The 23029-nt window shown below is 72.4% G+C and carries 22 protein-coding genes, 1 tRNA gene and 1 pseudogene; 9 read left to right on the top strand and 15 right to left on the bottom strand.

Going from position 1 to position 23029, the window contains the following annotated elements:
• The first annotated feature begins 12 nt into the window (after window positions 1–12).
• From HD601_RS00415 to HD601_RS32920, 3 genes are all read left to right on the top strand, one after another.
• Entirely contained in the window at window positions 13–984 is a 972-nt protein-coding gene (locus tag HD601_RS00415; RefSeq protein WP_184818301.1) for a sugar phosphate isomerase/epimerase family protein, read from the top strand.
• Between the two features lie 325 nt (window positions 985–1309).
• Window positions 1310–1645: an ArsR/SmtB family transcription factor gene (locus HD601_RS00420; protein WP_184818303.1), complete on the top strand. Its 336-nt coding sequence runs from the start codon at window positions 1310–1312 to the stop codon at window positions 1643–1645.
• On the top strand, window positions 1642–2385 hold the full coding sequence (locus HD601_RS32920) for an SRPBCC domain-containing protein (RefSeq protein WP_221440422.1): 744 nt from the start codon (window positions 1642–1644) through the stop codon (window positions 2383–2385). Before HD601_RS00420 ends, HD601_RS32920 begins: the two co-directional genes overlap by 4 nt.
• A gap of 12 nt (window positions 2386–2397) precedes the next feature.
• On the opposite strand, the gene HD601_RS00430 is transcribed toward HD601_RS32920, so the two are convergent.
• Window positions 2398–3315, bottom strand: a complete 918-nt coding sequence (locus HD601_RS00430) for an EamA family transporter (protein WP_184829299.1) — start codon at window positions 3313–3315, stop codon at window positions 2398–2400.
• Window positions 3316–3401: 86 nt separating this feature from the next.
• Between HD601_RS00430 and HD601_RS00435 the strand changes: the two genes are divergently transcribed.
• Entirely contained in the window at window positions 3402–3728 is a 327-nt protein-coding gene (locus tag HD601_RS00435) for a nuclear transport factor 2 family protein (protein WP_184818305.1), read from the top strand.
• On the opposite strand, the gene HD601_RS00440 is transcribed toward HD601_RS00435, so the two are convergent.
• On the bottom strand, window positions 3721–6552 hold the full coding sequence (locus tag HD601_RS00440) for a lamin tail domain-containing protein (protein ID WP_184818307.1): 2832 nt from the start codon (window positions 6550–6552) through the stop codon (window positions 3721–3723). The two genes, HD601_RS00435 and HD601_RS00440, sit on opposite strands and share 8 nt — an antisense overlap.
• Window positions 6553–6730: 178 nt before the next feature.
• On the opposite strand from HD601_RS00440, the gene HD601_RS00445 reads away from it, so the two are divergent.
• The 3 genes from HD601_RS00445 (at window position 6731) to HD601_RS00455 (ending at window position 8745) form a co-directional block, all read left to right on the top strand.
• Complete coding sequence (locus tag HD601_RS00445; RefSeq protein ID WP_184818309.1) at window positions 6731–7387, top strand: maleylpyruvate isomerase N-terminal domain-containing protein; 657 nt, start codon at window positions 6731–6733, stop codon at window positions 7385–7387.
• Window positions 7388–7486: 99 nt separating this feature from the next.
• Window positions 7487–8014 carry an anthrone oxygenase family protein gene (locus HD601_RS00450; RefSeq protein ID WP_184818312.1) on the top strand — a complete coding sequence of 176 codons (528 nt, stop codon included), beginning with the start codon at window positions 7487–7489 and terminating at the stop codon, window positions 8012–8014.
• Window positions 8015–8034: 20 nt separating this feature from the next.
• A complete protein-coding gene (locus tag HD601_RS00455; RefSeq protein WP_184818314.1) occupies window positions 8035–8745 on the top strand; it encodes a helix-turn-helix domain-containing protein in 711 nt (236 codons plus the stop codon).
• Here HD601_RS00455 and HD601_RS00460 read toward each other — a convergent pair.
• The gene (locus tag HD601_RS00460) at window positions 8727–9305 is read right to left on the bottom strand and encodes a dihydrofolate reductase family protein (RefSeq protein WP_184818316.1); all 579 of its coding nucleotides are present in this window, start codon (window positions 9303–9305) and stop codon (window positions 8727–8729) included. The two genes, HD601_RS00455 and HD601_RS00460, sit on opposite strands and share 19 nt — an antisense overlap.
• Window positions 9306–9406: 101 nt before the next feature.
• Entirely contained in the window at window positions 9407–11230 is a 1824-nt protein-coding gene (locus tag HD601_RS35290; RefSeq protein WP_184818318.1) for an exo-alpha-sialidase, read from the bottom strand.
• Window positions 11231–11409: 179 nt separating this feature from the next.
• Between HD601_RS35290 and HD601_RS00470 the strand changes: the two genes are divergently transcribed.
• A complete protein-coding gene (locus tag HD601_RS00470) occupies window positions 11410–14076 on the top strand; it encodes a purple acid phosphatase family protein (protein ID WP_184818320.1) in 2667 nt (888 codons plus the stop codon).
• Between the two features lie 64 nt (window positions 14077–14140).
• On the opposite strand, the gene HD601_RS00475 is transcribed toward HD601_RS00470, so the two are convergent.
• From HD601_RS00475 to HD601_RS00490, 4 genes are read right to left on the bottom strand one after another with little or no spacing between them, the layout of a single operon-like run.
• On the bottom strand, window positions 14141–15112 hold the full coding sequence (locus tag HD601_RS00475) for a calcium/sodium antiporter (RefSeq protein ID WP_221440423.1): 972 nt from the start codon (window positions 15110–15112) through the stop codon (window positions 14141–14143).
• A complete protein-coding gene (locus tag HD601_RS00480) occupies window positions 15113–16234 on the bottom strand; it encodes a baeRF11 domain-containing protein (RefSeq protein ID WP_221440424.1) in 1122 nt (373 codons plus the stop codon).
• 12 nt (window positions 16235–16246) lie between these two features.
• On the bottom strand, window positions 16247–16939 hold the full coding sequence (locus HD601_RS00485) for a hypothetical protein (RefSeq protein ID WP_184818322.1): 693 nt from the start codon (window positions 16937–16939) through the stop codon (window positions 16247–16249).
• A gap of 4 nt (window positions 16940–16943) precedes the next feature.
• Window positions 16944–17639: a TetR/AcrR family transcriptional regulator gene (locus HD601_RS00490; RefSeq protein WP_184818324.1), complete on the bottom strand. Its 696-nt coding sequence runs from the start codon at window positions 17637–17639 to the stop codon at window positions 16944–16946.
• A gap of 76 nt (window positions 17640–17715) precedes the next feature.
• Here HD601_RS00490 and HD601_RS00495 point away from each other — a divergent pair, with 76 nt between their 5' ends.
• Window positions 17716–18891, top strand: a complete 1176-nt coding sequence (locus HD601_RS00495; protein WP_221440425.1) for an FAD-dependent monooxygenase — start codon at window positions 17716–17718, stop codon at window positions 18889–18891.
• Between the two features lie 43 nt (window positions 18892–18934).
• Here the strand turns inward: HD601_RS00495 and HD601_RS00500 are convergent, their stop codons facing one another.
• The 7 genes and pseudogenes from HD601_RS00500 to HD601_RS00530 all read right to left on the bottom strand — a co-directional run.
• Window positions 18935–19537, bottom strand: coding sequence for a hypothetical protein (locus tag HD601_RS00500; RefSeq protein ID WP_184818328.1), 603 nt, complete (start codon window positions 19535–19537; stop codon window positions 18935–18937).
• A 170-nt stretch (window positions 19538–19707) separates the two neighbouring features.
• Window positions 19708–19780 (bottom strand) — tRNA-Ala (locus HD601_RS00505).
• Window positions 19781–19893: 113 nt separating this feature from the next.
• Complete coding sequence (locus HD601_RS00510; protein ID WP_221440426.1) at window positions 19894–20529, bottom strand: histidine phosphatase family protein; 636 nt, start codon at window positions 20527–20529, stop codon at window positions 19894–19896.
• Entirely contained in the window at window positions 20526–20924 is a 399-nt protein-coding gene (gene rsfS, locus HD601_RS00515; protein WP_184818332.1) for a ribosome silencing factor, read from the bottom strand. Before rsfS ends, HD601_RS00510 begins: the two co-directional genes overlap by 4 nt.
• Before the next feature lie 48 nt (window positions 20925–20972).
• A complete protein-coding gene (gene nadD, locus HD601_RS00520; protein ID WP_184818334.1) occupies window positions 20973–21578 on the bottom strand; it encodes a nicotinate-nucleotide adenylyltransferase in 606 nt (201 codons plus the stop codon).
• Window positions 21579–21597: 19 nt separating this feature from the next.
• Complete coding sequence (locus HD601_RS00525) at window positions 21598–21744, bottom strand: hypothetical protein (RefSeq protein ID WP_184818335.1); 147 nt, start codon at window positions 21742–21744, stop codon at window positions 21598–21600.
• A 17-nt stretch (window positions 21745–21761) separates the two neighbouring features.
• A pseudogene (locus HD601_RS00530) lies at window positions 21762–23024 on the bottom strand (glutamate-5-semialdehyde dehydrogenase); the annotation flags it as partial.
• Between the last annotated feature and the right edge of the window lie 5 nt (window positions 23025–23029).

Raw genomic sequence — 23029 nt, forward strand, 5'->3', positions numbered from 1 at the left:
AAGAGGACCTCGATGCCGCTCTCCGCCACCGACTGGCCGATCTGCGCCGCGCTGCTCCAGTTTCCCGCGGTCTCCCGGACCGGCGAGGTCGCCCAGGACGCCCCCGCGGAAGCCTGGGAGCGCGCGTTGACGCAGGTCGCGAGGGCCGGGTTCGACCGCGTCGAGCTGGCCGACGGCTGGGTGCGGGTCGCCGACCTCTCCCCCGGCCGGCGGGCCGAGCTCGGTGGCGCCGTACGGGCCGCCGGCCTGCGGGTCGCGTCGGTCAACATCGTCCGGCGCAGCGTGATCGACGCCGTCCGCGGCGCCGAGAACCTGGCGCACGCCCACCGCACCATCGACGCCGCCGCCGAACTGGGCGCCTCCGTGGTCTGCGCGAGCCTGCACCAGCCGCTCACCGACGACCAGCGGTCCCGGCTCTGGTTCTGGACCGGCCAGGGCCACGTCGACCCCGACGACGACACCGTGCGCGCCCTGGCGGTCGAGCGCCTGCGCGACCTCGGCCGGCACGCGGCGTCGGTGGGGCTCCTGCTCTCGCTGGAGCTGTACGAGGACACCTACCTGGGCTCGTCGTCCTCGGCGGTCCGGCTGGTGACGGACATCGGGCTGCCCTCGGTGGGGCTGAACCCCGATATCGGCAACCTCGTGCGCCTGCACCGGCCGGTCGAGGACTGGTGGGAGATCGGCCGGGCGACGCTGCCGTACGCCAACTACTGGCACGTCAAGAACTACGCCCGCGACGAGCACGCCGCCACCGGCACGGTGACGGCGCTGCCCGCCCCGCTGGAGTCCGGGTTCGTCAACTACCGCGAACTGGTCGAGCTGGCGCTGTCGTCCGGCTTCCAGGGCATGCTCTGCTGCGAGCACTACGGCGGCGACGGCCTCAGCGTCAGCGCCGCCAACCAGGCCTACCTGCGCCGCATCCTGCCCGAGACCGGCGACTACCCGCTCGGCACCAGCCTGGTCACCCAGCCCACCTGGCCCTGACGGCCGCAGCCGGCCGTCCTCGATGGCGCAAGCCGACTTCAATAGCGACAGTCGTCCTCGATAGCGCGAGCCGTCCTCGATAGCGCGAGCCGTCCTCGATAGCGCGAGCCGTCCTCGATAGCGCGAGCCGTCCTCGATAGCGCGAGCCGACTTCAATAGCGCAAGCCGTCCTCTGCGCCTCCGATCGGGCTCCGAAGACGGTTCCCGCTATTGAAGTCGGCTCGCGCCATCGAAGAGACGGCCGAGGGCCGGACCCGGGAAGCCTCGGCCAGGCGAGGCCGCCACTCGCCGGAACGCAATGGTTGCTGTAGAGTAACCGTTGCCCATGAGTAACCAATCAGCGGATGCGGCGTTCGACGCCCTCGGCGAGCCCGTGCGGCGGCGCATCCTCGAACTGTTGCGCGACGGCCCGACGCCCGTCGGCAAGCTGGCCGAGCGACTGCCGGTCGGCCGGCCCGCCGTGAGCAAGCACCTGCGCGTGCTCAGTAGCGCCGGGCTCATCGAGCACCGCAGCGCCGGCACGCGCAACCTCTACGCGCTGGCGCCGGGCGGGCTGGCGGCCGTGCAGCAGTGGCTGGCCGGCACCTGGGACGTCGCGCTGGACGCGTTCGCCGCCGAGGTCGCCCGCGTCGCGCCACCGGACCTGGAGGAAGAGCCATGAGTACCGTCCCGCCGCTGCGCCGCGAGGTGCTGGTCCGGGCCGCACCGGCGGTCGCGTTCGACGTGTTCACCGGCGGCATCGGCCGCTGGTGGCCGCTCGCAGACCACGGCGTCTACCACGACCGCGCCGCCACCGTCGCCTTCGAGGACGGCCTCCTCGTCGAGCGCTCGGTCACGGGCGAGGAGTCCGTGTGGGGGACGGTGAGCCGGTGGGACCCGCCGGACGCCGTCGCGTTCAGCTGGCATCCGGGCCGCCCGGCCGACGCCGCCGGGCTGGTCGAGGTCTCCTTCGCGGCCGTCGACGACGGCACGCTGGTGACGTTGCGCCACAGCGGCTGGGAGCCCTACGCCGACCCGGCCGCGGCCCGCGCCGAGTACGACCACGGCTGGCCCGTGGTGCTCGGCCGCTTCGGCGACGAGGTCGCCCGGACCGGCGACGCCGCGACCTGGGCGCTGCTGATGCACCGGCCGGCCCGGGACGCGGGCGTCGAGGGCCGGATCTTCGACGACCCGCGGTTCCGCGAGCACGTCGCGTTCCTCGGCCGCATGCGGGCCGCGGGGCACCTGGTCGCCGCCGGCCCACTGGGCGACGCCGACGGCGAGGGCGTCACCGTCCTGCGGCTGCCGGGCGCGGACCGTCACGCCGACATCGTCCGCCTCGCCACCGAGGACGACCTCAGCGTCGCGGACGGCCTCTTCACCGTCGCCGTCCGGCCCTGGCGGGTGACACTCACCGGCTGACGGCGGCCGGGCTCAGCCCTGAGCCGGGTCGGGCGGCGGGCGGGCGCCGCGGGTCGCGCCGGCCGACGCGGCCACCACGCAGAGCACCGCGAGCCACTGCGACCAGCTCAGCGCCTCCTGCAGCACGACGAGGCCGATGAGGGCCGCCATCGCGGGCTCGAGGCTCATCAGGATGCCGAACACGCGCGGCGGCATGCGGCGCAGCGCCTCGAGGTCGAACGTGTACGGGAGCACCGACGACAACAGGGCCACGCCGAGCCCCGCGATGAGCACCCACGGCTGGATGAGCGCCGTCCCGCTGTCGGCCACACCGAACGGCACCGCCACCACGGCCGCGACGGCCATGCCCAGCGCCAGGCCGTTGCCCTCGGTGGTGTGCCGGCCGAGCGCGGCGCCGACCAGGATGTACAGCCCCCAGCACGCGCCCGCGGCCAGCGCGAACACCACCCCGAGGGCGTCGAGGTCGCCGCGGCCTTCCATGAGCAGGACCACACCGCCCGCCGCGAGCAGCGCCCAGAAGGCGTCCAGCCAGCGCCTCGACCCGGCCAGCGCCACCCCCAGCGGACCGAGGAACTCGATGGTGACCGCGATGCCCAGCGGCAGCCGCTCCAGCGAGAGGTAGAAGAACAGGTTCATGACGCCGAGCACCAGGCCGTAGCCGAGCACCACCGTCCACGCCTCGCGGTTCAGGCGCACCGACGGCCGCCACACCAGCATCAGCACGAGCGCCGCGAAGAACAGCCGCAGCGACACCGTCCCGAAGCTGCCCACCTCGCTGAACAGGTGCTTGGCGATGGCCGAGCCCAGCTGGACGCTGACGATGCCGAGCAGCACCAGCGCCGGCGGCGGGATGGCGCCGAAGGCATGCGTGGCCGCCGCCGTCAGAGCGGATCGCGAGCCCTGGCCGCGTGCGGTGCCGTCGGCGTTCATGGCCACCCGTGGATTCTCGGCCATCGGGCACCGCGAGGCACCCGGTTTTCCGGCCGGACCGGCCCACCCGACGTAGCCTGCCGGACATGAGCACCGAGACGCCCGCGGCCATCCAGGCCTTCATCGACGCCACCAACAGCGGCGACACCGACGCGTTCGTCGCGGCCTTCACCGACGACGCCTACCTCAACGACTGGGGCCGCGAGTTCCACGGCCACGACGGCGTGCGCAGCTGGGACGGCACCGACAACATCGGCAAGCAGTCGCACTTCGAGCTGCTCGCGATCGAGCCCGGAGCGGAGCCGGAGAGCTACGTCGCCACGCTGAAGGTCACGGGCAACGGCTTCAACGGCACCGGCCCCATGGCCTTCCAGCTCCGCGACGGGCTCATCGCGAGCGTGCGGATCAGCTGACGGCGCGGCGCCTCCGGTCGGCCGCCACCAGGGCGAATCCGGCCAGCGTCAGCAGCAGGCCGCCGGCGACGAGCCAGCCGGCCGTCGCGCCGGTGTCGGGCAGAGTGCCGCCGTCCTCCGTGCCGTCGTCGGCGCCGGACTCGCCACCCGGCTCCGCGCCGGCGTCCGCGCCGTCGCCCGCCCCCGTGTCCGAGCCGTCCGCCGCGCCGCCGTCGTCGGTGCCCGCGTCGGAGCCGTCGTCGTCGCCCGGCTCGCCCGGGTCCTCCGGGCAGGGCAGCGTGCCGGCCCGCAGCGAGTGGCCGTCGGTGTCGTCGTCGTCCGTCCAGTAGACCGGACGCACGCCGTCGGCGCAGCGCTCCACCGGGGTGATCGCGAAGCCCTCGGAGTTGAGGTTCGCCATCGCGGCCGGACGGGCGACCTGGCCGGTCACCGCGAACGCGCCGTCGTCGCCGACCCGCAGCAGCGAGGACGCGCCCTCGCAGCCGTCGTCGCAGACCGCCCAGAGGGTGCCGGTGGCGAGGTCGAAGTCCAGCGCCATGACGCCGGCCAGCTCGGGGTCGATCGCCGCGAGCTGCCGGATGCCGCCGTCGTCGAGCAGCAGGTAGGCGTAGACCTGGCCGGTGCCCTCGACGCCGACGAAGTACACGCCGTCGCCATGCGCCGGATAGCCGTCCGGGTCGTACGCCCCGCCGGTGGACTCGTCGACGAGGCCGAGCCCGGTCAGGACGTCGTCGGGGACCCACTCGACCGCCTCGATGCCGGCGTTGGGGCCTGTCGTCGGCAGGTCGGCGGTGAGGTCCCACTCCGTCGTCGCGGACAGCGCCGCCTCGGCGCCGGAGACGTCGAAGCGCAGCAGGCTCAGCTGGCTGACGTCGTCGGCGTCGTTGTCGCGCTCGGTGCCGACCACGACGGAGCCGTCGCCGGTCACCGTCACGCCCTCGCTGTCGGGGGTGCCGACGCCGCCCGGGTAGTGCAGCGGCTTGCCCGCCGACCAGCCGTCATCCGTGCTGTTCGCCCAGACGGTGCCGTCCCACTCCAGCCGGTGCAGCCGGCCGCGGCCGTTGTCGACGGCCCAGAGGACGCCCGGCTCGGCGGTTCCGGACGGGGCGTAGTCGATGCCGCTGAGGTCGCCGTCGAAGGCGTCCTCGGCGTCCACGACGGTGACGGCCGGCCCGCCCGGCCACGGAGCGGGCGGGACGGCGTCACCCTCGCAGGAGTTGACCGCGCCCTTGGTCGGCTCGACGGTGACGGCGAACGCGCCGGTGCCGTCGGGGCAGCGGCCGTACGTGGTCGCCGCGTGGTCGGCCCAGGCGTACGAGTCGATCGCCGAGCCGTCGGCCGCGAACAGCCGGACGGTGTCGGCGCCGCCGAGCCCGAAGTCGAGGTCGGTCTCCTCGACCACGTAGTGGCCGCCGGCCGGCACGACGGTGCCCGCGGGCGCCGTCCACACGTGGGTGTCGTCGTCGTCCTTCACCTGGAAGCCGGCGATGTCGACGTCCTCGGCGCTGGGGTTGGCCAGCTCGACCCAGTCGCTCGGCTCGCCGTCGCTGGACTCGATCTCGTTGATGCGCACGGCCGGGCCGCAGTCGTTCGCGGCACCCTTGGTCGGGGTGGTCGTGGTCCGGAACTCGCCGGTGCCGTCGGGGCAGCGGCCGTACGTCGTCGCCGCGTGCTCCTCCCAGGTGTACGAGTCGGCGAGGGTGCCGTTCGGCGTGTAGAGCCGGGCCTGGTCGCCGCCACCCAGGCCGAAGCCGAGCGCAGTCTCCTCGTGCACGTAGAACCCGCCCGCCTCGACGACGGTCCCGTCCGGGATGGTGCTGAAGCGGGTGTCGTCGCTGTCGCGGACCAGCCAGCCGGACAGGTCGACGGCCTCGGCGCCGGTGTTGACGAGCTCGATCCAGTCGCCCGGGTCGCCCTCGTCGGACTCGACCTCGTTGACCTTCACGACGTCCTGGCCCGCGACGGGGACACAGTCGTTCGCGGCGGACGGGGTGGCCGACGCCGTCACGGCGAAGGGGCCGGTGGCGTCCGGGCAGCGGCCCAGGCTGGGCGCCGGCAACGTGTCCCAGCCCTGCTCGTCGACCACCGTGCCGTCGGCGTCGACCAGCTCGATGCCGTCCACCTCGGACGGCGCGAAGGGGAGGACCGAGACGTCGATCGACGCGAACCCGCCGGCCCGGATGACCCCGCCCGCAGTGACCACGTAGCCGTCGTCGGCGCCGGCCGCACGGACCACGACACCGCTCAGGTCGAGGTCCGCGTCGGTCGGGTTGACCAGCTCGACGAAGCCGGAGGCGACCTCGTTGATGCGGGCCGGCGACGAGCAGTCGTTGGCCTCGCCGCGGGTCGGGGCGGCCGTGAGCCGGACCTCACCGGTGCCGTCGGGACAGCGGCCGTAGGTCGTGGCGGCGTGCTCGGTCCAGCTGAGGCTGTCGACCAGCGTGCCGGTCGGGTCGGACAGCCGGACGGTGTCTTCGGCACCCAGGCCGAACTCGAAGCCGCGGGTGTCGCCCTCGGCCGCGTCGAGGACCAGGTACCAGCCGGCCGGGATGACGGTCCCCGGCGGGAACACGTAGTCCTCGGGGCCGCGGTCCTGGTCGTCCTGGAACTTCCAGCCCGACAGGTCGGCCGCCTCGTCGCCGGTGTTGTGGAACTCGACCCAGTCCGGGTTGACCCGCTGAGAGACCTCGTTGATGACGACACCCGAGACCTCGGTGTCTGCCGCCGCCGCGACGATGCCCGGCGTGACGGCCGCGACCAGCGGGGCCAGCCCCGCGGCGGCCAGGACGGCGACGCCTGCTCCATGCGCCTTGCGCGCGCTCATGCTTGCTCTCCCCCATCGATGACGACGGCCCGCTGGGCCGCCCAGCACAGCAAAGGGGAGGCGGATTTCCGGCGACGGAAGAACGCATGAACGGTGGGCGAACTCGGGTACTCGATGGTTGTCGCCGGGTATGACCGCTTGGTTGTCTGTCGTTCGGATCCGGCGTTACGGTGCCGCGGTGGAACTCTTCACCCGCACCTGGTCCGCCCTGCGAACCGCCGTCGCAGCCACCCCCGACCAGGACTTCGCGCTGCCGTCGGGCTGCGCCGGCTGGCTGGTGCGCGACCTGGTGTGTCACCTGGTCATCGACGCGCAGGACGTCCTGATCACGCTGGCCACCCCGGCCGGGACCGCGCCGGTGGTGGACGACGCCGGCTACTGGTCGCTGGTCGATCCGCCGACCGCGGACGACCCGCTCGACGCCCTCATCGTGCGGCTCGCCGCCGCCTACGGCGATCCGGGGCTGCTCCGGTTCCACCTCGACGACGTCGGCGCCGCGGCCGGGCGGGCCGCCGCACTCGCCGACCCGGCGCTCCCCGTCGCCACCAAGGACCTGGTGCTGACGGCGGGCGACTACCTGTCGGCATACGTCCTGGAGTGGACCCTGCACCACCTCGACCTGATGGCGCACCGCCCCGATGCCGGCGCGGGTCCGGCCGCCGACGGACTGGTGTGGTCGCGGGCGATGCTCGAGCGGGTCGCCGGGGTGACGTTCCCGCCGTCGTTCACCGACACCGACGCACTGCTCGTCGGCACCGGACGGCGCGACCCGGCCGCGGCGGAGCGGGCGGCCCTGGGCGACATCGCCGCACGGCTGCCGTTCGTGCTCGGCTGACCCACGGGTGACCTTTCGTCCAGGTCATCTGGACGAACGAGCAGGAAACGGCGACTCCCTGTCATTGTCGCGCCGAATCCGTGCCGCGAGAGTGGACGTATGAGCGAACTGACCATGGAGAGCGGCCGCCAGGGCACCGCCGGCCGCGGCTGGATCGGAACCGTCCTCTGGGTGACGCTGCTGGCGCTGGTGCTCGTGGCCGCCCTCAACCTCACCTTCGCCGCCGCCGTCATGCCCAACCTGGCCGGCGCCGACGACCACACCTTCGTGACGACCCTGCAGCGCTACAACGACAACCCGGTGTTCTCGGTGAGCTACACCCTCGCGCTGTTCCTCGCCGTCGTCGCCCCGCTGGCGCAGCGACGGCGTGACCCCGCGGCCGCCGTGCGCTGGGCCGTCGCCGCCCTCGTGCTCATGGGCGTCGTGTTCGTCATGACCATGGCGATCAACGTCCCGCTGAACAACGAGATCGACGCGGTCCGCGACCTGACCGATGCCGCCGCGCTCGCCGACGTCCGCGAGCGGTTCGAGACGACGTGGGTGGTGGCGAACGCCGTGCGCACCGTGCTGTCCCTCGCGGCCGTGGGCGCCCTCGTCCGGGCGCTGCAGCTGCGGACGACGCGCTGACCCCGCAGTATCCTTCGGCCGTGGAGCTGCGGTTCGAGACGCGCGCGTCCGACTCGCCGTGGGTCGACTCCGTGTGGACCTGCACGAGCGAGCAGGTCACGCGGATGACGTCCGTGGCGGCGGTGCGGTGGGGCCTGGTGTTCTGGGAGCAGGACGGCGTCGCCCACACGAGCGTCACCGGCCCCGAGACCAGGGCCGGCACCGCGCCCGTGCCCGAGGGCGCCACCTTCACCGGCATCGACTTCGCCCTGGGGACCTCGCTGCGGGTGCTGCCCCCGCCGGACATCGTCGACGGCGGCGTCGTGCTCCCCGACACCACGCACCGGACCTTCCGGCTCGACGGCAGCCGCTGGGAGACCCCGGGCGCCGACGACGCCGAGGCGCTGGTCGAGCGGCTGGTCCGGGCCGGGATCGTCGTCCGCGACCCGATGGTCACCGACGTCCTGCGCGGCCACCACCCGGCCGCGTCGGGGCGCACCGTCGAACGCCGGTTCCGCGCCGCCACCGGGCTCACCCAGGGCGCCGTCCGGCAGATCGAGCGCGCCCGCACCGCGGCGGAGCTGCTGGCCGCGGGCACCACGGCCGCCGACGTCGTCGTGAAGCTCGACTACTTCGACGAGCCGCACCTCGCCCGGGCGCTGCGAGCGTATGTCGGGCGCACGGCCGGGCAGCTCCGCGACGGCGTCGGCGGGGCGATCGCGCTCGACCTGGATCAGCGCTTGACGTCGTAGACCAGCTTCATGATCCCGTTCGAGTAGACGTCGGACTCGCGCAGGCTCAGCATCCGCTTGTCGCGGTCGGCCCGGCCGAACAGGCTGTTCCCGGCGCCGAGCAGCACCGGGAAGACCAGCAGGTTGTACTGGTCGATCAGGTCCGCGTCGCCCAGCCGCTGCGCCAGCACGCCGCTGCCGTGGATGTAGATCGCGCCGCCGTCGCTCTGCTTCAGCGCCGCGACGTCGTCCAGGGAGCGCAGGAACGTGATGGGGCCCCAGTCGTCGACGACGGCGTCGTCGGGCAGCGTGGTCGACACCACGTACTTGGGCAGCTCCTTGTAGGCGGCGTGGTCCTCGGACCCGGGCCAGGTCGGCGCGAACAGCTCGTAGCTCTTGCGGCCGAACATCAGCGCCGACGTGTCCTCGAGCTCCTCGCCCTTGAGCGTCCAGGCCTCCGGGACGAACTCGAGGTCCTTGAAGACCCAGCCGGCGCTGCGGTGCGGCTCGCCGGGACCGCCGCCCGGGGAGTCGATGACGCCGTCGAGCGACGTGAACCCGGTGTAGACGAGCTTGCGCATGGTGCCTTCTCCTCGTGCTCGATGTGGTGCGACCACGCTAGACCCGGGCCGCCCCCGCCGTCTTGGACGGAAACGACAGGGGCGGCCGGGGCGTGGTCACGTCACATCCGCAGCTCCACGGGCCGCGCCCAGATCGCCTTCGTCGCCGGCGTGTTCGGCGTCCAGTCCGCGCCGCGGTCGCCGAACGTCAGGATCCGGTTGCGGCCGAGCGACACGAGGGACCCGTTCCCCGAGTTCAGGTAGTCCACCGTGACCGGCGTGGTCCACGACCCGCCCTCGCCGTCGGGCGAGGCGAGCAGCGACTGTCCCGGCCGGCCGATCCACAGCACCATGGTCCCGTCGGGCATGGCCAGCAGGTCCGGGAAGACGCCGACGACGGGGAGGTCGTCCGGCCCGGCGACCACCGGCTCCGGCGCGGTCCAGGTGTGGCCGTCGTCGCCGGAGGTCACCTGGTACAGCGACTGGTAGTTGCCGGTGCGGATGACGGCGAGGAGATCGCCGCTCGCCGTCTGCGCGAGCGCCGCCTCGGTGAAGCCCTCGAAGCGCGGGTGGTCCGACAGGTCCGGGTTCACGGCCATGGTGCTGCGGACCTCCCAGTTCACGCCGCCGTCCGTCGAGGCCAGCAGGACGGCGCGGGACTTCGGGTCGTCCTTGTAGTAGCCGTAGCCGGACTGGTAGAGCGTGCCGTCGTCGCCCTCGACGATCGAGTGGATCAGGACGAAGCCGCCGAGCCGGAAGCCCGGCCGGCTGGTGGCGTCGGAGATCGGGCGCATGGCCTGCGGCGCCTGCATCACGCCCTCGCGGTGGGTCCAGGTGCGGCCGCCGTCGTGCGAGACAGCGGTGGGGACGATCGCCCGGGTCTCGCCCGACCCCTCGACCATGAACGTGTGGTAGTTGACGGCGAACAGGTCGCCGTTGCTCAGCGTGGACAGGTAGAACGACTGCTCGTCCGGGAATGGGTTGCGCTCGTCGGCCTGCGTCCAGGTGCGGCCGCGGTCGGTCGAGGCGGCCAGGGCGGTGCCGGTGTCGTGGGTGGCGTCGCCGTGCACCGGGTACCCGACGAGGACCTCCTGGCGCCCGTCCGCCGTGGTCAGCGTAGTCGCCGTGTTGGGCATCTGCATGAGCCCCTCGGACGTCTGGTCGACGATGACCGGGTCGCCGACGCGGAACGTGCGGTCCTGCGGCGGCCGGCTCACGTGCGCGCTGTCAGCGATGACGACGTCGTCGAGGTAGACCTCGTCGCCGACGGGAGCGCTGCCGGTGCTCGCCACCTGGAAGCCGGTGACCGACGCGACCGGGCTCACCCCGACCGGGCCGGCGGCCCCGACGTAGTCCTCACGCCGAGGGCGCTGACCTGGGTGGTCGCCCGGGTGGTCGCCCACGTACACGCCCGCCCGGCTCATGTCGGCGGGCACCTGCACGGCGACGGAGTTCCACTCGCCCAGGGCCAGCGTCCCCGCCGCCCCGATCTGGGTCCAGCCGAGCGCGTCCTGCCCCAACCCGTCGAACCACCACAGCGAGCCGTCGGGCTTGGCCCACAGGTGGAACACGGGCACGCCGGTCTGCGGCTTCCCCTCGAAGCTGCCCAGCAGCGACACCAGTACGCCCTGGCCGAGCCGCTCGGGGTAGAGCCGCAGGCGCAGGTCGGCGCCGGCCATGACCGGGGTCGGGCAGACGACGACGGCCTGCGCGGCCGGGCTGTCGTCCTGCAGCAGCAGCGAGCGCTCGCCACTGTGGGCGCGCACGTCGGTGACCTGCGCGGGAACCCGTCCGGCCGGGGTAGAACAGCCTGCGGGAACGGCGCCGAGGGCGTCGTTCTCGAAGGTGTACGTGGTGCTGTGAGTGACGGGTTCCGCGACTGCGATCCCGGCCGATCCGGCGAGCAGCAGAGCGAGCGCAGCCGTGGTCAACAAACGTCTGGACACGTGTCCTCCTGGGGGTCGGTGACAGCGGTCGACGAACGAGTAATCGATTTCTCGAAGTATTGCGGCACAGCGTTCCATGTCAAGGCGCCCGCTGTCCCCCGGCGGTTGACTCAGCGTTCAGCCGGGCTGAGCAGAATCCGACGCGACTCTGACCAGTGGCACGTGGGGGGACGACAGACATGAGGGCACCTGGACGACGGCTCCTGGCCGCGGGCGCGGTGGCGGCGGCGTTCGCCGGCCTGCTCGCTCCGGCCACCTTCGCCGAGACCGCCGCCGACGCTCCGGCGCTGGTGAACGGCGTCTACGAGATCGGCACGCCGGAGCAGCTGCTGTATCTCAGCCACCACTACGGCGCGGAGGACGTCCCGAAGACGGGCTACTACAAGCTCACGGCGGACATCGACATGGCCGGGATCACCGGCTACGAGCCCTTCGGCCGGTTCTACGGGACCTTCGACGGCGACTTCCACTCGATCTCGAACCTGCTGATCGACCAGCCGGGCATCGGCACCGTCGGGTTCTTCACCCACCTCGGCGACTCCAACGTCCAGGCGGTCATCAAGAACACCGCGTTCCTCGACATCGACGTCCGCGGCGGGCAGACGACCGGCGCCGTCGCCGGCATGCTGTGGGGCACCATCGAGAACGTCTACACCACCGGGTCGGTCGTCGCGTCGGACCACAGCGTCGGCGGGCTGGCCGGGCGCATCCCGGTCGACACCTCGGGCACCATCCCGGAGCCCGACCCCGCCGAGGCCGCGATCCCCACGATCCGCAACAGCTACTCGCTGGCGCACGTCCAGGAGGTCGGCGAGGCCGACAGCCAGGGCGGGCTCGCGGGCCGGGTGCTCAACCCGCGCACCGTCATCGAGAACTCCTTCGCGGCCGGGCCGGTCGACGGCTACACCCGCGTCGGAGGGCTCGTCGGCGACCTGCGCGACGGCGTGCTGCGCAACTCCGTCGCCGCCAACCCGATCGTGACCGGCGGCTCCTCGGTGAACTCGGCGTACGGCCGGGTCCTCCCCGAGGGGTCCGCCGAGAACGTCCTGGCCTGGGCCGGCATGGTCGCGCCGGCCTTCAACGGCGAGCCGGTCACCGAGTCCGAGCTGCAGTCGGTGACGACGTACGAGTCGCTCGGCTGGGACTTCGAGTCGGCGTGGGAGCTGCAGACGGCGACCGTCGACGGCGCCGAGGTCACCTACCCGGCGCTGCGCGGGTTCGGCCCGCAGCCCTACCCGTTCGACTTCACCAGCTTCTCCTCGCCCATCGAGTTCTCGATCACGGCCACGCGGACCACCGACAGCACCCTGACCGTCGAGATCGGTGACGTCACCAACGACGGCGCCACCGCCCGCGCCGCCGAGGTGGCGATCGTGCAGTCCGAGGCGATGCCCGGCGACGACGACCTCGCCTGGCGGCCGGTCGGGCCGCAGGTGTTCGACGGGCTGGAGCCGGCGACGAAGTACACGTTCTGGGCCAAGGTGCGGCTCGAGGGCGGCGAGGAGAGCGGGTGGCGGTTCGCGCCGCTGTACACCAGGTACGCGCTCTCCGACGACCCGACGCCGGCCCACATCAGCGCCACCGTCACCGAGGACCCCGCGCACACCGTCGCCATCAACTGGGAGACCCTCGACATCGGCCTGGACCAGCCCGCCGTGCAGATCGCCCGCACGGACACCGGCAACCGGAAGTTCGAGACCGTGCGCGGCACCCAGCGGGTTCAGGAAGTGCACATGAGCGCCAACGAGGGCGTCCTCGACGGCATCCGCAACTTCCACACCGTGCACGTCGACGGCCTGAAGGCCGACACCGAGTACGTCTACCGGGTCGGCGACCTCGAGGCCGGCGTCTGGAGCGCCGAGGGGCGCTTCCGCACCGCCGTCGGGCAGAACCAGGACTTCTCGTTCCTCTACTACACCGACCCGCAGGTCCAGGACGACAACGCGGCGTTCATCCGGAACATGCGCACGGCCGAGCAGGAGCACGGCGACGAGTTCGCCTTCACCCTGGCGGCCGGGGACCTCACCGAGAAGGGCTACGCCGAGGGCCAGCTGGACACCTTCTACGGCGGCGCGCAGGCCGGGCTGTCCGAGCGGATGTTCCTCACCGTCCAGGGCAACCACGACCGCGACGAGCTGCTCGACCCGCACTTCGACTTCCCGGACACCGTCTTCGAAAACGTCTGGTCCTTCGACTACGGCGACGCCCACTTCGCCGTGCTCAACAGCGACCGCGACGACCCGGAGGAGCTGGCGGCCCAGGTCGAGTGGCTGCGCCGGGACATGGCCCGGGCTCGGCAGACCTGGCGCATCGTCACCTTCCACAAGGCGATGTACGCCGCCACCGACCACGTCGACGACGAGGACATCGACCGGCTGCGGGAGTACTGGGCGCCCGTGTTCGAGGACCTGCGCATCGACGTGGTCATCACCGGGCACGACCACAGCTTCTCCCGCGGCTTCGTGCGCGGCGGCGCGGACGCCACGCCGGCCTCGACGCAGCGCGACGGCCGCGAGCTGTTCTCGAACCCGAAGGCCCCGCTCTACATCGTCAACGGCACCGCGGGCAGCTCGAAGTGGTACAAGCGGATCCAGTACGACGCGAGCCTGTTCCACAACGTCGCCCCGGACTACTCGTTCATCGACAAGTCCAGCACCACGTACGACACCGTGCTGCAGGAGCAGAGCTACTCCGTCGTCCGCGTCACCGCCGACGGCCGGCTCAGCATCGACACGTACGCGATGAAGTACGACCGCGACGACCCGGAGGGCTTCGAGATCGAGCCGTACCTGTACGACTCCATCGAGCTCTTCAACACGCTGGCGCCGGGCCGGGCGCGGCGCTAGGGCCCGCCGATACGCGAGATGAACCCAGGACGACGCCGGAGCGTGGGCCGTGTCGACATGTCCGTCAGGTCTGCGTGAAGAGCAGCCAGCCCAGGTAGCCGGCGTAGGCCGCAACGAACAGCCCGCCCTCGAGGCGGGTGATGCGGCTCCCGGTCATGAACACCGGCACGCAGGCCAGCGCCGCGGCGACCATGAGCAGCAGGTCGCCCTCGAGGACCTCGTCCGGCACCTGGACGGCGCCCGGCGCGACCAGGATCGTGACGCCGAGGATGATCGCGATGTTGTACACGCTGGAGCCCAGCAGGTTGCCGATGGCGATGTCGCGGTCGCCGCGCATCGTCGTCAGGATCGTCGTCACCAGCTCGGGCGCCGACGTGCCGATGGCGATGATCGTCAGGCCGATGACGGCGTCGCTCACGCCGAACGCCCGGGCGGCGTCGACGGCGCCGTCCACGAGCAGCGTCGCGCCCACCACGATGAGCGCGATGCCGGCGAGCAGGCTGAGCACGTCGCGCCACGGCCGGGCCGCCCGGGGGCCCGCGCCCTTCGCGGCGTACTCGGCGTCGTAGTCCGCCCGGACGGCGGCGGACTCGCGGCGGCTGGCGTACAGCACCCCGAGCGTGTAGCCCACCCCGAAGACCACCAGCACCACGCCGTCGACGGTGCCGAACTCGCCGTCGAGCGCCAGGACCAGCAGCAGCAGGGCCGCCGCGGTCATCAGCGGGAGGTCGAACCGGACGGTGCGGCGGTCGAGCGCGATCGGGAGGATCGCCGCGCTCAGGCCGAGGATCAGCAGCAGGTTGACCAGGTTGGTGCCCACGATGTTGCCGACGGCGAGTCCGGCGCTGCCCTGCCGCGCGGCGTCGATGCCGACTGCCAGCTCCGGCAGGCTGGTGCCGAGCGCCACCACCGTCACCCCGACGACGATCGGCGCGATCCCGAGCCGCAGCGCCAGACCGGTGCCGCCGCGGACCAGCAGCTCGGCACCGGCCAGCAGACCGGCCAGGCCGCCGACGATCAGCAGTGCGCTGGACACTCAGAACGCGTACCGGAGGACGGCCGCGACCGGCCCTTCCCCGGGGACCTCGTCGGCACGCACGGCCAGGACGCGGCCGCTGCTCAGCAGGACGCGACGGGCGATCTCGTCGACGACGCCGTAGCTGACGGCGTCGTCGGCGGCGAGCGTCACCGCGCCGGACTCGTCATCGACGTGGCCCGGCACCTTCTCGTCGATGTCGACGACCAGCGTGTCGACGACGCCGTAGGTGGCGGCGCGGGCGATGGTCGAGAGGTCCGCGGAGGCGCGGCCCTGGTCGAAGCGCTGCTCGTAGAGGTCGCCGAGGTCGGCCAGCTCGCGCGCATAGACCTCGTCGAGCACCGTCCGCGCCTGTTCGGCCAGCTCGGCGTCGGTGGCGCCTTCGGGGCTGCCGGTGATGCCCGGCTCGACCAGGTGCGGGTAGCTGTTGAGCGAGCGGTAGATCGAGCTCAGCGGCTCGGTGCCGGCGAGGATGAGCGGCAGCTCGAGGCCGGTGAGCACGCCGCGCAGCGCCTGGTCGACCTTGCGGGCGTACTGTCCCATCCGGGTCTTCTGCCCCTCCGAGCCCTGGAGCCGGCCGATCGGCGAGCGCTCCGTGATCGACGCCTTGCCGACGGCGGAGGCCGCATCCTTGGGCAGCCCCGGCACGTCGACCGTGAACGGCGGCCCGTCGCGCGTGACCTCGACCAGCCGTACCGAGCCGACGGCGAGCGCGAGGACGAACGCGGCCTGCGGGAACGTGACGGCGCGCAGCAGCGGCTTGACGTAGAACCGGTCCCCCACCTCGACGACGCTGGTCAGCTCGTTCGGCAGCCGGAACACCGCGAGGCCCACGGGTGCCGCGAACACCGCCAGGCTGCGGGCCTGCTCGGCCCAGAAGTCGTCGTCCTCGACGAGGTCGTCCAGCTCTTCGCGGACGGTGGCGGTGGCGGCGCGGTCGGCGCCGGCCTCTTCGAGCTGCCGGGTCGCCTCGGCGGCCAGGTTCTTGAACTCGATGCGCCCCGCCTGCGCCTGCTGCGTCAGCGGGCTCGTCGGCACGTAGATCGAGACGCTGACCGGATCGCGCGCCGCGATCAGCCGCTGGAGCTGAGCCCGCGTCGGGATGTCTGTGTGCAGCGTCACACTCCTACCGTCTCACGGTGTGGACGGCGGGCCAAGGGGAATGAGCCTGTCCAGTCGCTCCCGGGCCGCCACCGTCGCCGTCATCCACAACAGCCCGATCCCGGTCTCGAGATCGCCGCGCACGATCGTGTCCGGGTCCCCGTGGACGGGGACGGCGGCGAAGTACGGGTTGGGCACGACCGGCAGCACCGGATAGGAGGCCCGGACGGCGGCGAGCATCTCGGCCGTGACGTCCTCGATCCTGTTTCCGCGGACCGAGCCGGCGAGCCGGCCGAGCGGGCCATGCCCGACGGCGAAGAGCATGTCGCTGAGCACCATGCCGCGGACCGCCGCGCCGACGGTGACCGGCTCGATCGGGAATCGCTCCTCCTCGGTGGAGCGGCAGAGTCCGTCCTGGCCCGCGACGATGGACCACACGCCCTGGTTCTCGACCCAGACGCAGATCCCGTCGTCGTCGAGGTACAGCCGGCCGGGTCGGCCCGGGGAGTCCTGGACGTCCTCGAGCCGGTTGCCGACGAGCGCGAACCACTCGGCGAGCTCGACCGGCAGCGGGCGCCCGATCTCGTTCTCGACCATCGCGAGGTCATCCGGAGTACTGCCGTCCTCGGCCGTGAGCGGTCCTTCGTACCAGGTGCCGACGACGTCACCGAGCCAGCGCCATCGGTCCAGCGTCAGCAGCTCGCGCTGGCGGTCGGAGAGGCTCACGGCGTCAGGCCTCGCGGCCGGCTCTGGCCACGTACTCGGTCACGCCCTCGAGGATGCGCTCGATGCCGAACCGCAGGGCGTTGTCCTGGCGGCCGCTCTCCTGCGCGGCCGCGAAGGCCGCCACCGTCTCGGGGAACCGGTCGGCGTGCGCGGCCAGGACCTGCTGGAACGACTCGAGCAGGGCCTGCTCCGGCTCCGTCGCACCGGCCTCCTGCTGCACGCCGCCGCGCACGTGGTTGGCGAGCACCGCGAGGACGTCCATCCGGTCCGGGCCGTCCAGCGGCGTGCCGCGCAGCGCCGCGAGGCCGTACTCGAACCAGGCCAGCTCGCGCGGCCCGGGCGTACGGCGCCCCACGGTGAGCTCGAGCGTCCACGGCCGGGCGCTCATCCGCTCGTGCATGGCCAGCGCCCAGGCCCGCAGCTGCGACTGCCACGGGCCGGTGCCCGCGCTGGGCGGGTCGCCCAGAGCACGGTCGAGCATGAGGGCGGCCAGCTCCTCCTTGGCCGAGACGTAGCGGTAGACGCCCATCTTCGCGGCGCCGAGCTCGTCGGCCACCCGCTGCATGGTGACGGCGTCGAGTCCCTCGGCGTCGGCGATCGCGATGGCCGCGCCGACGACGTCGTCGATGGTGAACCTCGGCCGTGGGCCCGGCTTGCGCCGCGGCTCGTCCGACCAGAGCACGGCTACGACGTCGCTCATCGACCCCTCCCTTGTAATTGCGTCCATCATACGCTAACTTTATCTGCGTCCAATAGACGCAATCAAGGAGCGCATGATGACGAAGGTCCTGATCTCGGGAGCCAGCATCGCCGGACCCGCCCTGGCCCTGTGGCTCGGCCGCAACGGCTACGACGTCACCGTCGTCGAGAAGGCGCCGCTCGTGCGCCCGGGCGGGCAGGCGGTCGACTTCAAGGGCCGGACCCAGCGGCGCGTGCTGGACCGCATGGGCATCTGGGACGACATCGTCGCCGCGCAGACACCGCGCACCGACATCCGCTTCGTCGACGCCAACGGACGGGTCAAGGTCGTGATGCCCGGCGAGTTCACCGGAGGTGACGTCGAGATCCTGCGCGGCGACCTCGCCACCGTCCTGCACGCCCACGCCGCGCCCCATGCCCGCTTCGTCTTCGACGACGAGATCGTCCGCCTCGAACAGTCCGAGGCCGGTGTCGAGGTCGGCTTCGCCGGCGGCGGCACCGAGAGCTACGACCTGGTCATCGGCGCCGACGGCATCCACTCGGCGGTGCGCTCGCTCGCGTTCGGCCCGGAGTCCGACCACGTCCACCCGCAGGGCTACTACTACGCCGTCGTCGACGCCAGCGTGTCCGCCGACGGGCTGGTCACCGAGCTGCCGGGCGGCCGGGCCGTCGGCTATGGCTACAACGAGCCGGGCCGCTACGCCGTGCTCGGCGGCCCGAAGGCGCCGCTGCTCTTCGTGTTCTCCGCCGACGAGGCGCGCTACGACCGCCGCGACGTAGACTCGCAGAAGCGGTTCCTCGCCGACCACTACCGCGGCGCCGGCTGGCGCGTGCCCGAGCTGGTCGATGCCGCGCTCGAGGCCCCGGACTTCTACCTCGACGGGCTCGCGCGCACCACCATGACGACCTTCACCAAAGGCCGGACCGCGCTGGTGGGCGACGCCGGCTACGCCAACACCCTCGGCGGGTTCGGGACCGGCCTGGCGCTCATCGGCTCCTACGTGCTCGCCGGCGAGCTGGTCGCGCACGGCGGCGACCACGTCGCGGCGTTCGCCGCCTACGACCAGCGCATGGCCCACCTGACCAAGTCGGCGCGCAGGACCAACGCGGGCCCGTTCCTCGCCCCGCCGTCGCCGCTGCGGATCCGCATGCGCGACCTCACCTTCGCCAACCGGCTCACCGTCGGGGCGATGCTCAAGGTGACGGACTGGTTCGCCACCGACGAGAAGGTGCCGGACTACTCCTTGGCCTGAGCGCTCGCGAGCAGGATCCGCACCCGCGGCAGTGTGAGACCGATCACCCGGAGCGGCGGCGCCGCCGGTAGGCCAACGCGACGGCGAACAGCAGCGGCCCCCACAGGACGAGCGGGGCGTAGCAGACGAACGCGACGACACCGTCGAGGCTGTCGATCTGCAGAGGTGCGTTGCCCGGGAGCCGCTCACCTTGGACGTTGCGGCCGAGCAGGAACGTCGCGCCGGTCCATCCCCACAAGGCGGTCAGGATCGTCGCACCGAGCAGGGCCGGCACCAGCACCACCGGGACCGGGATCCGCCGCCCGCGCAGGACGGGGACCCACCGTGGCCAGCTCTCGCCCCACCTCGTGATCAGTCCGACGCAGAGCAGGGCCAGTCCCTCCGACACCAGCGAGAGGACCAGGACGTAGACCTCGAGGGGGAACCACGTCGGCAGGTCTCCGCTGGCGTCGCCGGTGCTCATACCGTCCGGCAGAGGGAGGAACCACACGGTGACGATCCGCCAGATGGTCGAGGGCAGCACCACGAGCGGGATCGCCAGCGCCGCGCGGCGAGTCCAGACCGGCACACCGGTGACGGGCTCGTGGAGGGACCGCCACCATGGCGCGAGCGAGCGGGCCGGAGGGTGGGGCGAGATCGTGCTCATGCCTCCACCCTCCGCATCGTCGACGCACCGCACATCCCTCCCGAGGGTGACCGGGATGCCCCGCGCGCGGGAGGTCGGACACCGGCGCGTGACCGCGTGAGAACGACCACCCGGAAACAGAGAACCTGCCCCGCATTCACGCGAGACAGGTTCCGGATGGTTGACGTACGTGGAGCTGAGGGGACTCGAACCCCTGACCCCCTCCATGCCATGGAGGTGCGCTACCAGCTGCGCCACAGCCCCGTGCCGATCGGCTTCGTAAGCTTAGCCGACGGCGGGGTGAACCTCATAATCGGACCACCCGCGGTATCCGGCCTGCGAAAAGCAGGCCGAACGACCTCGCAGAGGCTACCAGGTCACCCCTCTTCGATCACCACCGGAGTGGGCAGGGTGCCGGCGTTGTGCTCGACCAGGATCCAGCCGTCGTCGCCCTCGCGGAGCATGGACCACGAGCAGTTGGAGAGCCCTCCCACGTTGGTGAAGCGGTGCAGCGGCAGCCCGATGAGAGCGGCGATGCCCAGGCGCGAGGAGCCGCCGTGCGAGGTGAGCACGGCGAGGCCGTCCTCGGGCAGCCGGGCGGCGGCGTCGGTGACGGCGGCGAACATGCGCTCGGCCACCTCCTGGCGGGTCTCGCCGCCGCCGACGCGCAGCAGCGGGTCGCCGCCGCGCCAGGCCTTGTACTCGTCGGGCCAGCGCGAGGCGATCTCGGCCGTCGTGCAGCCCTGCCAGTCGCCGGCGTAGGTCTCGCGCAGCCGCGGGTCGAGCTCGACGTCGAGGCCGACCAGCCCGGCCAGCGGCGCGCAGGTGTCCTGGGCGCGCTGCAGGTCCGAGGAGACCAGCAGGTTCGGCGCCAGCGCGGCGAGCCGGGACGCGGCCTCCTGGGCCTGCTCGCGGCCGAGATCGTCCAGGGCGACGTCGGTCTGGCCCTGGAACCGCCCGGCCGCGTTCCACTCGGTGCGGCCGTGCCGCCACAGCACGATGCGCCGGCTCACGCCTCGTCTCCGGAGCGCGGGCCCCGACCGGCGTTCACCTCGGCCGGCAGCTCGATGGTCGGACAGTCCTTCCACAGCCGCTCGAGGGCGTAGAAGACGCGCTCCTCGGCGTGCTGGACGTGGACCACGATCTCGACGTAGTCGAGCAGCACCCAGCGGCCCTCGCGCTCGCCCTCGCGACTGACGGGGCGGGCGTGCAGGCCGCGCAGCTTCTCTTCGACGGCGTCGACGACGGACCGGACCTGCCGGTCGTTGGACGCCGAGCAGACCAGGAACACGTCGGTGATGGCCATGCGCTCGGACACGTCGAAGGCCACGATGTCGTCGGCCAGCTTGTCGGAGGCCGCCTCGGCGGCGGCGACCGCGAGCTGGATGGCACGTTCGGTTGCGCTCAAGCGGCGTCCCTCACTTCCCGAAGTCGATGGTGGGCGGCTTCCAGCGTCTCATGCATCGACGTAGAGGCCGCGTTTGTTGATGTACTGGACGATGCCGTCGGGCACGAGGTACCAGATCGGAGTGCCGCCGACGACCCGCTGCCGGCACTCGCTCGACGAGATGGCCAGCGCGGGCACCTCGACCAGCGTCACTGTGCCCTCGGGCAGTCCGGTGGCGGAGAGGTCGTGTCCCGGCCGGGTACAGCCGACGAAGTGCGCCAGCTCGAACAGCTCGTCGTGGTCGCGCCAGGACAGGATCTGTCCCAGTGCGTCGGCGCCGGTGATGAAGAACAGCTCCGTGTCCTCGCCGTAGTGAGCGCGCAGGTCACGAAGGGTGTCGACGGTGTACGTGGGGCCGCCGCGGTCGATGTCGACCCGGCTGACCGAGAACACCGGGTTCGACGCCGTGGCGATGACCGTCATGAGGTAGCGGTCCTCGGCCGGCGTGACCTCGCGGTCGGTCTTCTGCCAGGGCTCGCCCGTGGGCACGAAGACGACCTCGTCGAGGTGGAACCAGTGCTGCACCTCGCTGGCCGCCACCAGGTGCCCGTGGTGGATGGGATCGAACGTCCCGCCCATGACCCCGAGCCGCTTCGGCTTGCTCACCGACGACACCGTCGTGCCAGTCCCCTGTTCAGGCGTGCGGACGCCCCTTGCCGAAGCTCATGACGATGAGCAGCAGCACGACGAGAATGGCGAACGCGGAGAGTCCCCAGCCCCAGGCGGGGAACCCCTCGGACGAGGAGTGCGCCTCCTCGGCCATCAGCACGACGGTGTCCATGGTCGGCAAGCTTATCGTCAGCCCCGCACGTGCCCGTCACCGGTGACGACGTAGGTCGTCGTGGTGAGCTCCGGCAGCCCCATGGGCCCCCTGGCGTGCAGCTTCTGGGTCGAGATGCCGATCTCCGCACCGAAGCCGAGCTGCTCGCCGTCGGTGAATCGGGTGGAGGCGTTGACCATGACCGCGGCGGAGTCCGTCGTCGCCGCGAACCGCCGCGACGCCGCCAGCGAGCCGGTGACGATGGCCTCGGTGTGACCGCTCCCCCACTGCCGGATGTGCGCGACGGCGTCGTCGAGGGTGTCGACGACGGCGGCGGCGAGGTCGAGCGAGAGGTACTCGGCGGCCCAGTCGTCGTCGGTGGCCGGCACGACGGCGTCGTCGTAGCCCCGGACGCGCTCGTCGCCGTGGACGGTGACCCCGGCGTCGCGCAGCGCGGCCAGCGCGGCCGGCAGGAACGCGGCGGCGACGTCGGCGTGCACCAGCAGCGTCTCGGCGGCGTTGCACACGCTGGGCCGCTGCGTCTTGGCGTTGAGCAGGATCTCGATCGCCATGGCGACGTCGGCGTCGGCGTCGACGTACACGTGGCAGTTGCCGACGCCGGTCTCGATGACGGGGACGGTGGACTCCTCGACCACGCTGCGGATGAGCCCGGCCCCGCCGCGCGGGATGAGGACGTCGACCAGGCCGCGGGCGCGCATGAGCTCCTTGGCCTGGTCGTGTCCGCCCGGCACCAGCTGGACTGCGTCGCCCGGCAGCCCGGCCTTCTCGGCCGCCGCGGCCAGCACGCCGACGATGGCCTCGTTGGACGCGGCCGCGCTGGACGAGCCCTTGAGCAGGACGGCGTTGCCGCTCTTCAGCGCCAGCCCGGCGGCGTCGGCCGTGACGTTGGGGCGGGCCTCGTAGATGATGCCGACGACGCCCATGGGCACCCGCCGCTGCGTGACCTGCAGGCCGTTGGGCAGCGTGTAGCCGCGGACGACCTCGCCGACGGGGTCGGGCAGGCCGGCGACCTGCCGCAGCCCGCTCGCCATGCCGGCGATGCGCGACTCGTCGAGGCGCAGGCGGTCGATCATGGCGTCGGCGGTGCCGTTCTCGCGTGCCCGCTCGACGTCGGCGGCGTTGCGCTCGATGATCGCCGCGGCGTTCGCCACCAGCGCGTCGGCCATGGCGTGCAGCGCGGCGTCCTTCTCGGCGCGGGTGCGGACGGCCAGGTCGGCGGCGGCCGTGCGGGCCCGGCGGCCGAGGTCGGCAACAGTGGTCGTGGTCACCCGGCCCATTCTAGTGG

Source organism: Jiangella mangrovi, assembly GCF_014204975.1.
Taxonomy (GTDB): domain Bacteria; phylum Actinomycetota; class Actinomycetes; order Jiangellales; family Jiangellaceae; genus Jiangella; species Jiangella mangrovi.

What these genes read in the sequence shown, in the direction of transcription:
- HD601_RS00430 (WP_184829299.1), bottom strand. Translation starts at nt 3,315, where the DNA reads ATGAACGCCGACGGCACCGCACGCGGCCAGGGCTCGCGATCCGCTCTG.
- HD601_RS00420 (WP_184818303.1), top strand. Translation starts at nt 1,310, where the DNA reads ATGAGTAACCAATCAGCGGATGCGGCGTTCGACGCCCTCGGCGAGCCC.
- HD601_RS00495 (WP_221440425.1), top strand. Translation starts at nt 17,716, where the DNA reads ATGACGAAGGTCCTGATCTCGGGAGCCAGCATCGCCGGACCCGCCCTG.
- HD601_RS00460 (WP_184818316.1), bottom strand. Translation starts at nt 9,305, where the DNA reads ATGCGCAAGCTCGTCTACACCGGGTTCACGTCGCTCGACGGCGTCATC.
- HD601_RS00440 (WP_184818307.1), bottom strand. Translation starts at nt 6,552, where the DNA reads ATGAGCGCGCGCAAGGCGCATGGAGCAGGCGTCGCCGTCCTGGCCGCC.
- HD601_RS00470 (WP_184818320.1), top strand. Translation starts at nt 11,410, where the DNA reads ATGAGGGCACCTGGACGACGGCTCCTGGCCGCGGGCGCGGTGGCGGCG.
- HD601_RS32920 (WP_221440422.1), top strand. Translation starts at nt 1,642, where the DNA reads ATGAGTACCGTCCCGCCGCTGCGCCGCGAGGTGCTGGTCCGGGCCGCA.
- HD601_RS00450 (WP_184818312.1), top strand. Translation starts at nt 7,487, where the DNA reads ATGAGCGAACTGACCATGGAGAGCGGCCGCCAGGGCACCGCCGGCCGC.
- HD601_RS00490 (WP_184818324.1), bottom strand. Translation starts at nt 17,639, where the DNA reads ATGAGCGACGTCGTAGCCGTGCTCTGGTCGGACGAGCCGCGGCGCAAG.
- HD601_RS00525 (WP_184818335.1), bottom strand. Translation starts at nt 21,744, where the DNA reads ATGGACACCGTCGTGCTGATGGCCGAGGAGGCGCACTCCTCGTCCGAG.
- HD601_RS00500 (WP_184818328.1), bottom strand. Translation starts at nt 19,537, where the DNA reads ATGAGCACGATCTCGCCCCACCCTCCGGCCCGCTCGCTCGCGCCATGG.
- HD601_RS00415 (WP_184818301.1), top strand. Translation starts at nt 13, where the DNA reads ATGCCGCTCTCCGCCACCGACTGGCCGATCTGCGCCGCGCTGCTCCAG.
- HD601_RS00435 (WP_184818305.1), top strand. Translation starts at nt 3,402, where the DNA reads ATGAGCACCGAGACGCCCGCGGCCATCCAGGCCTTCATCGACGCCACC.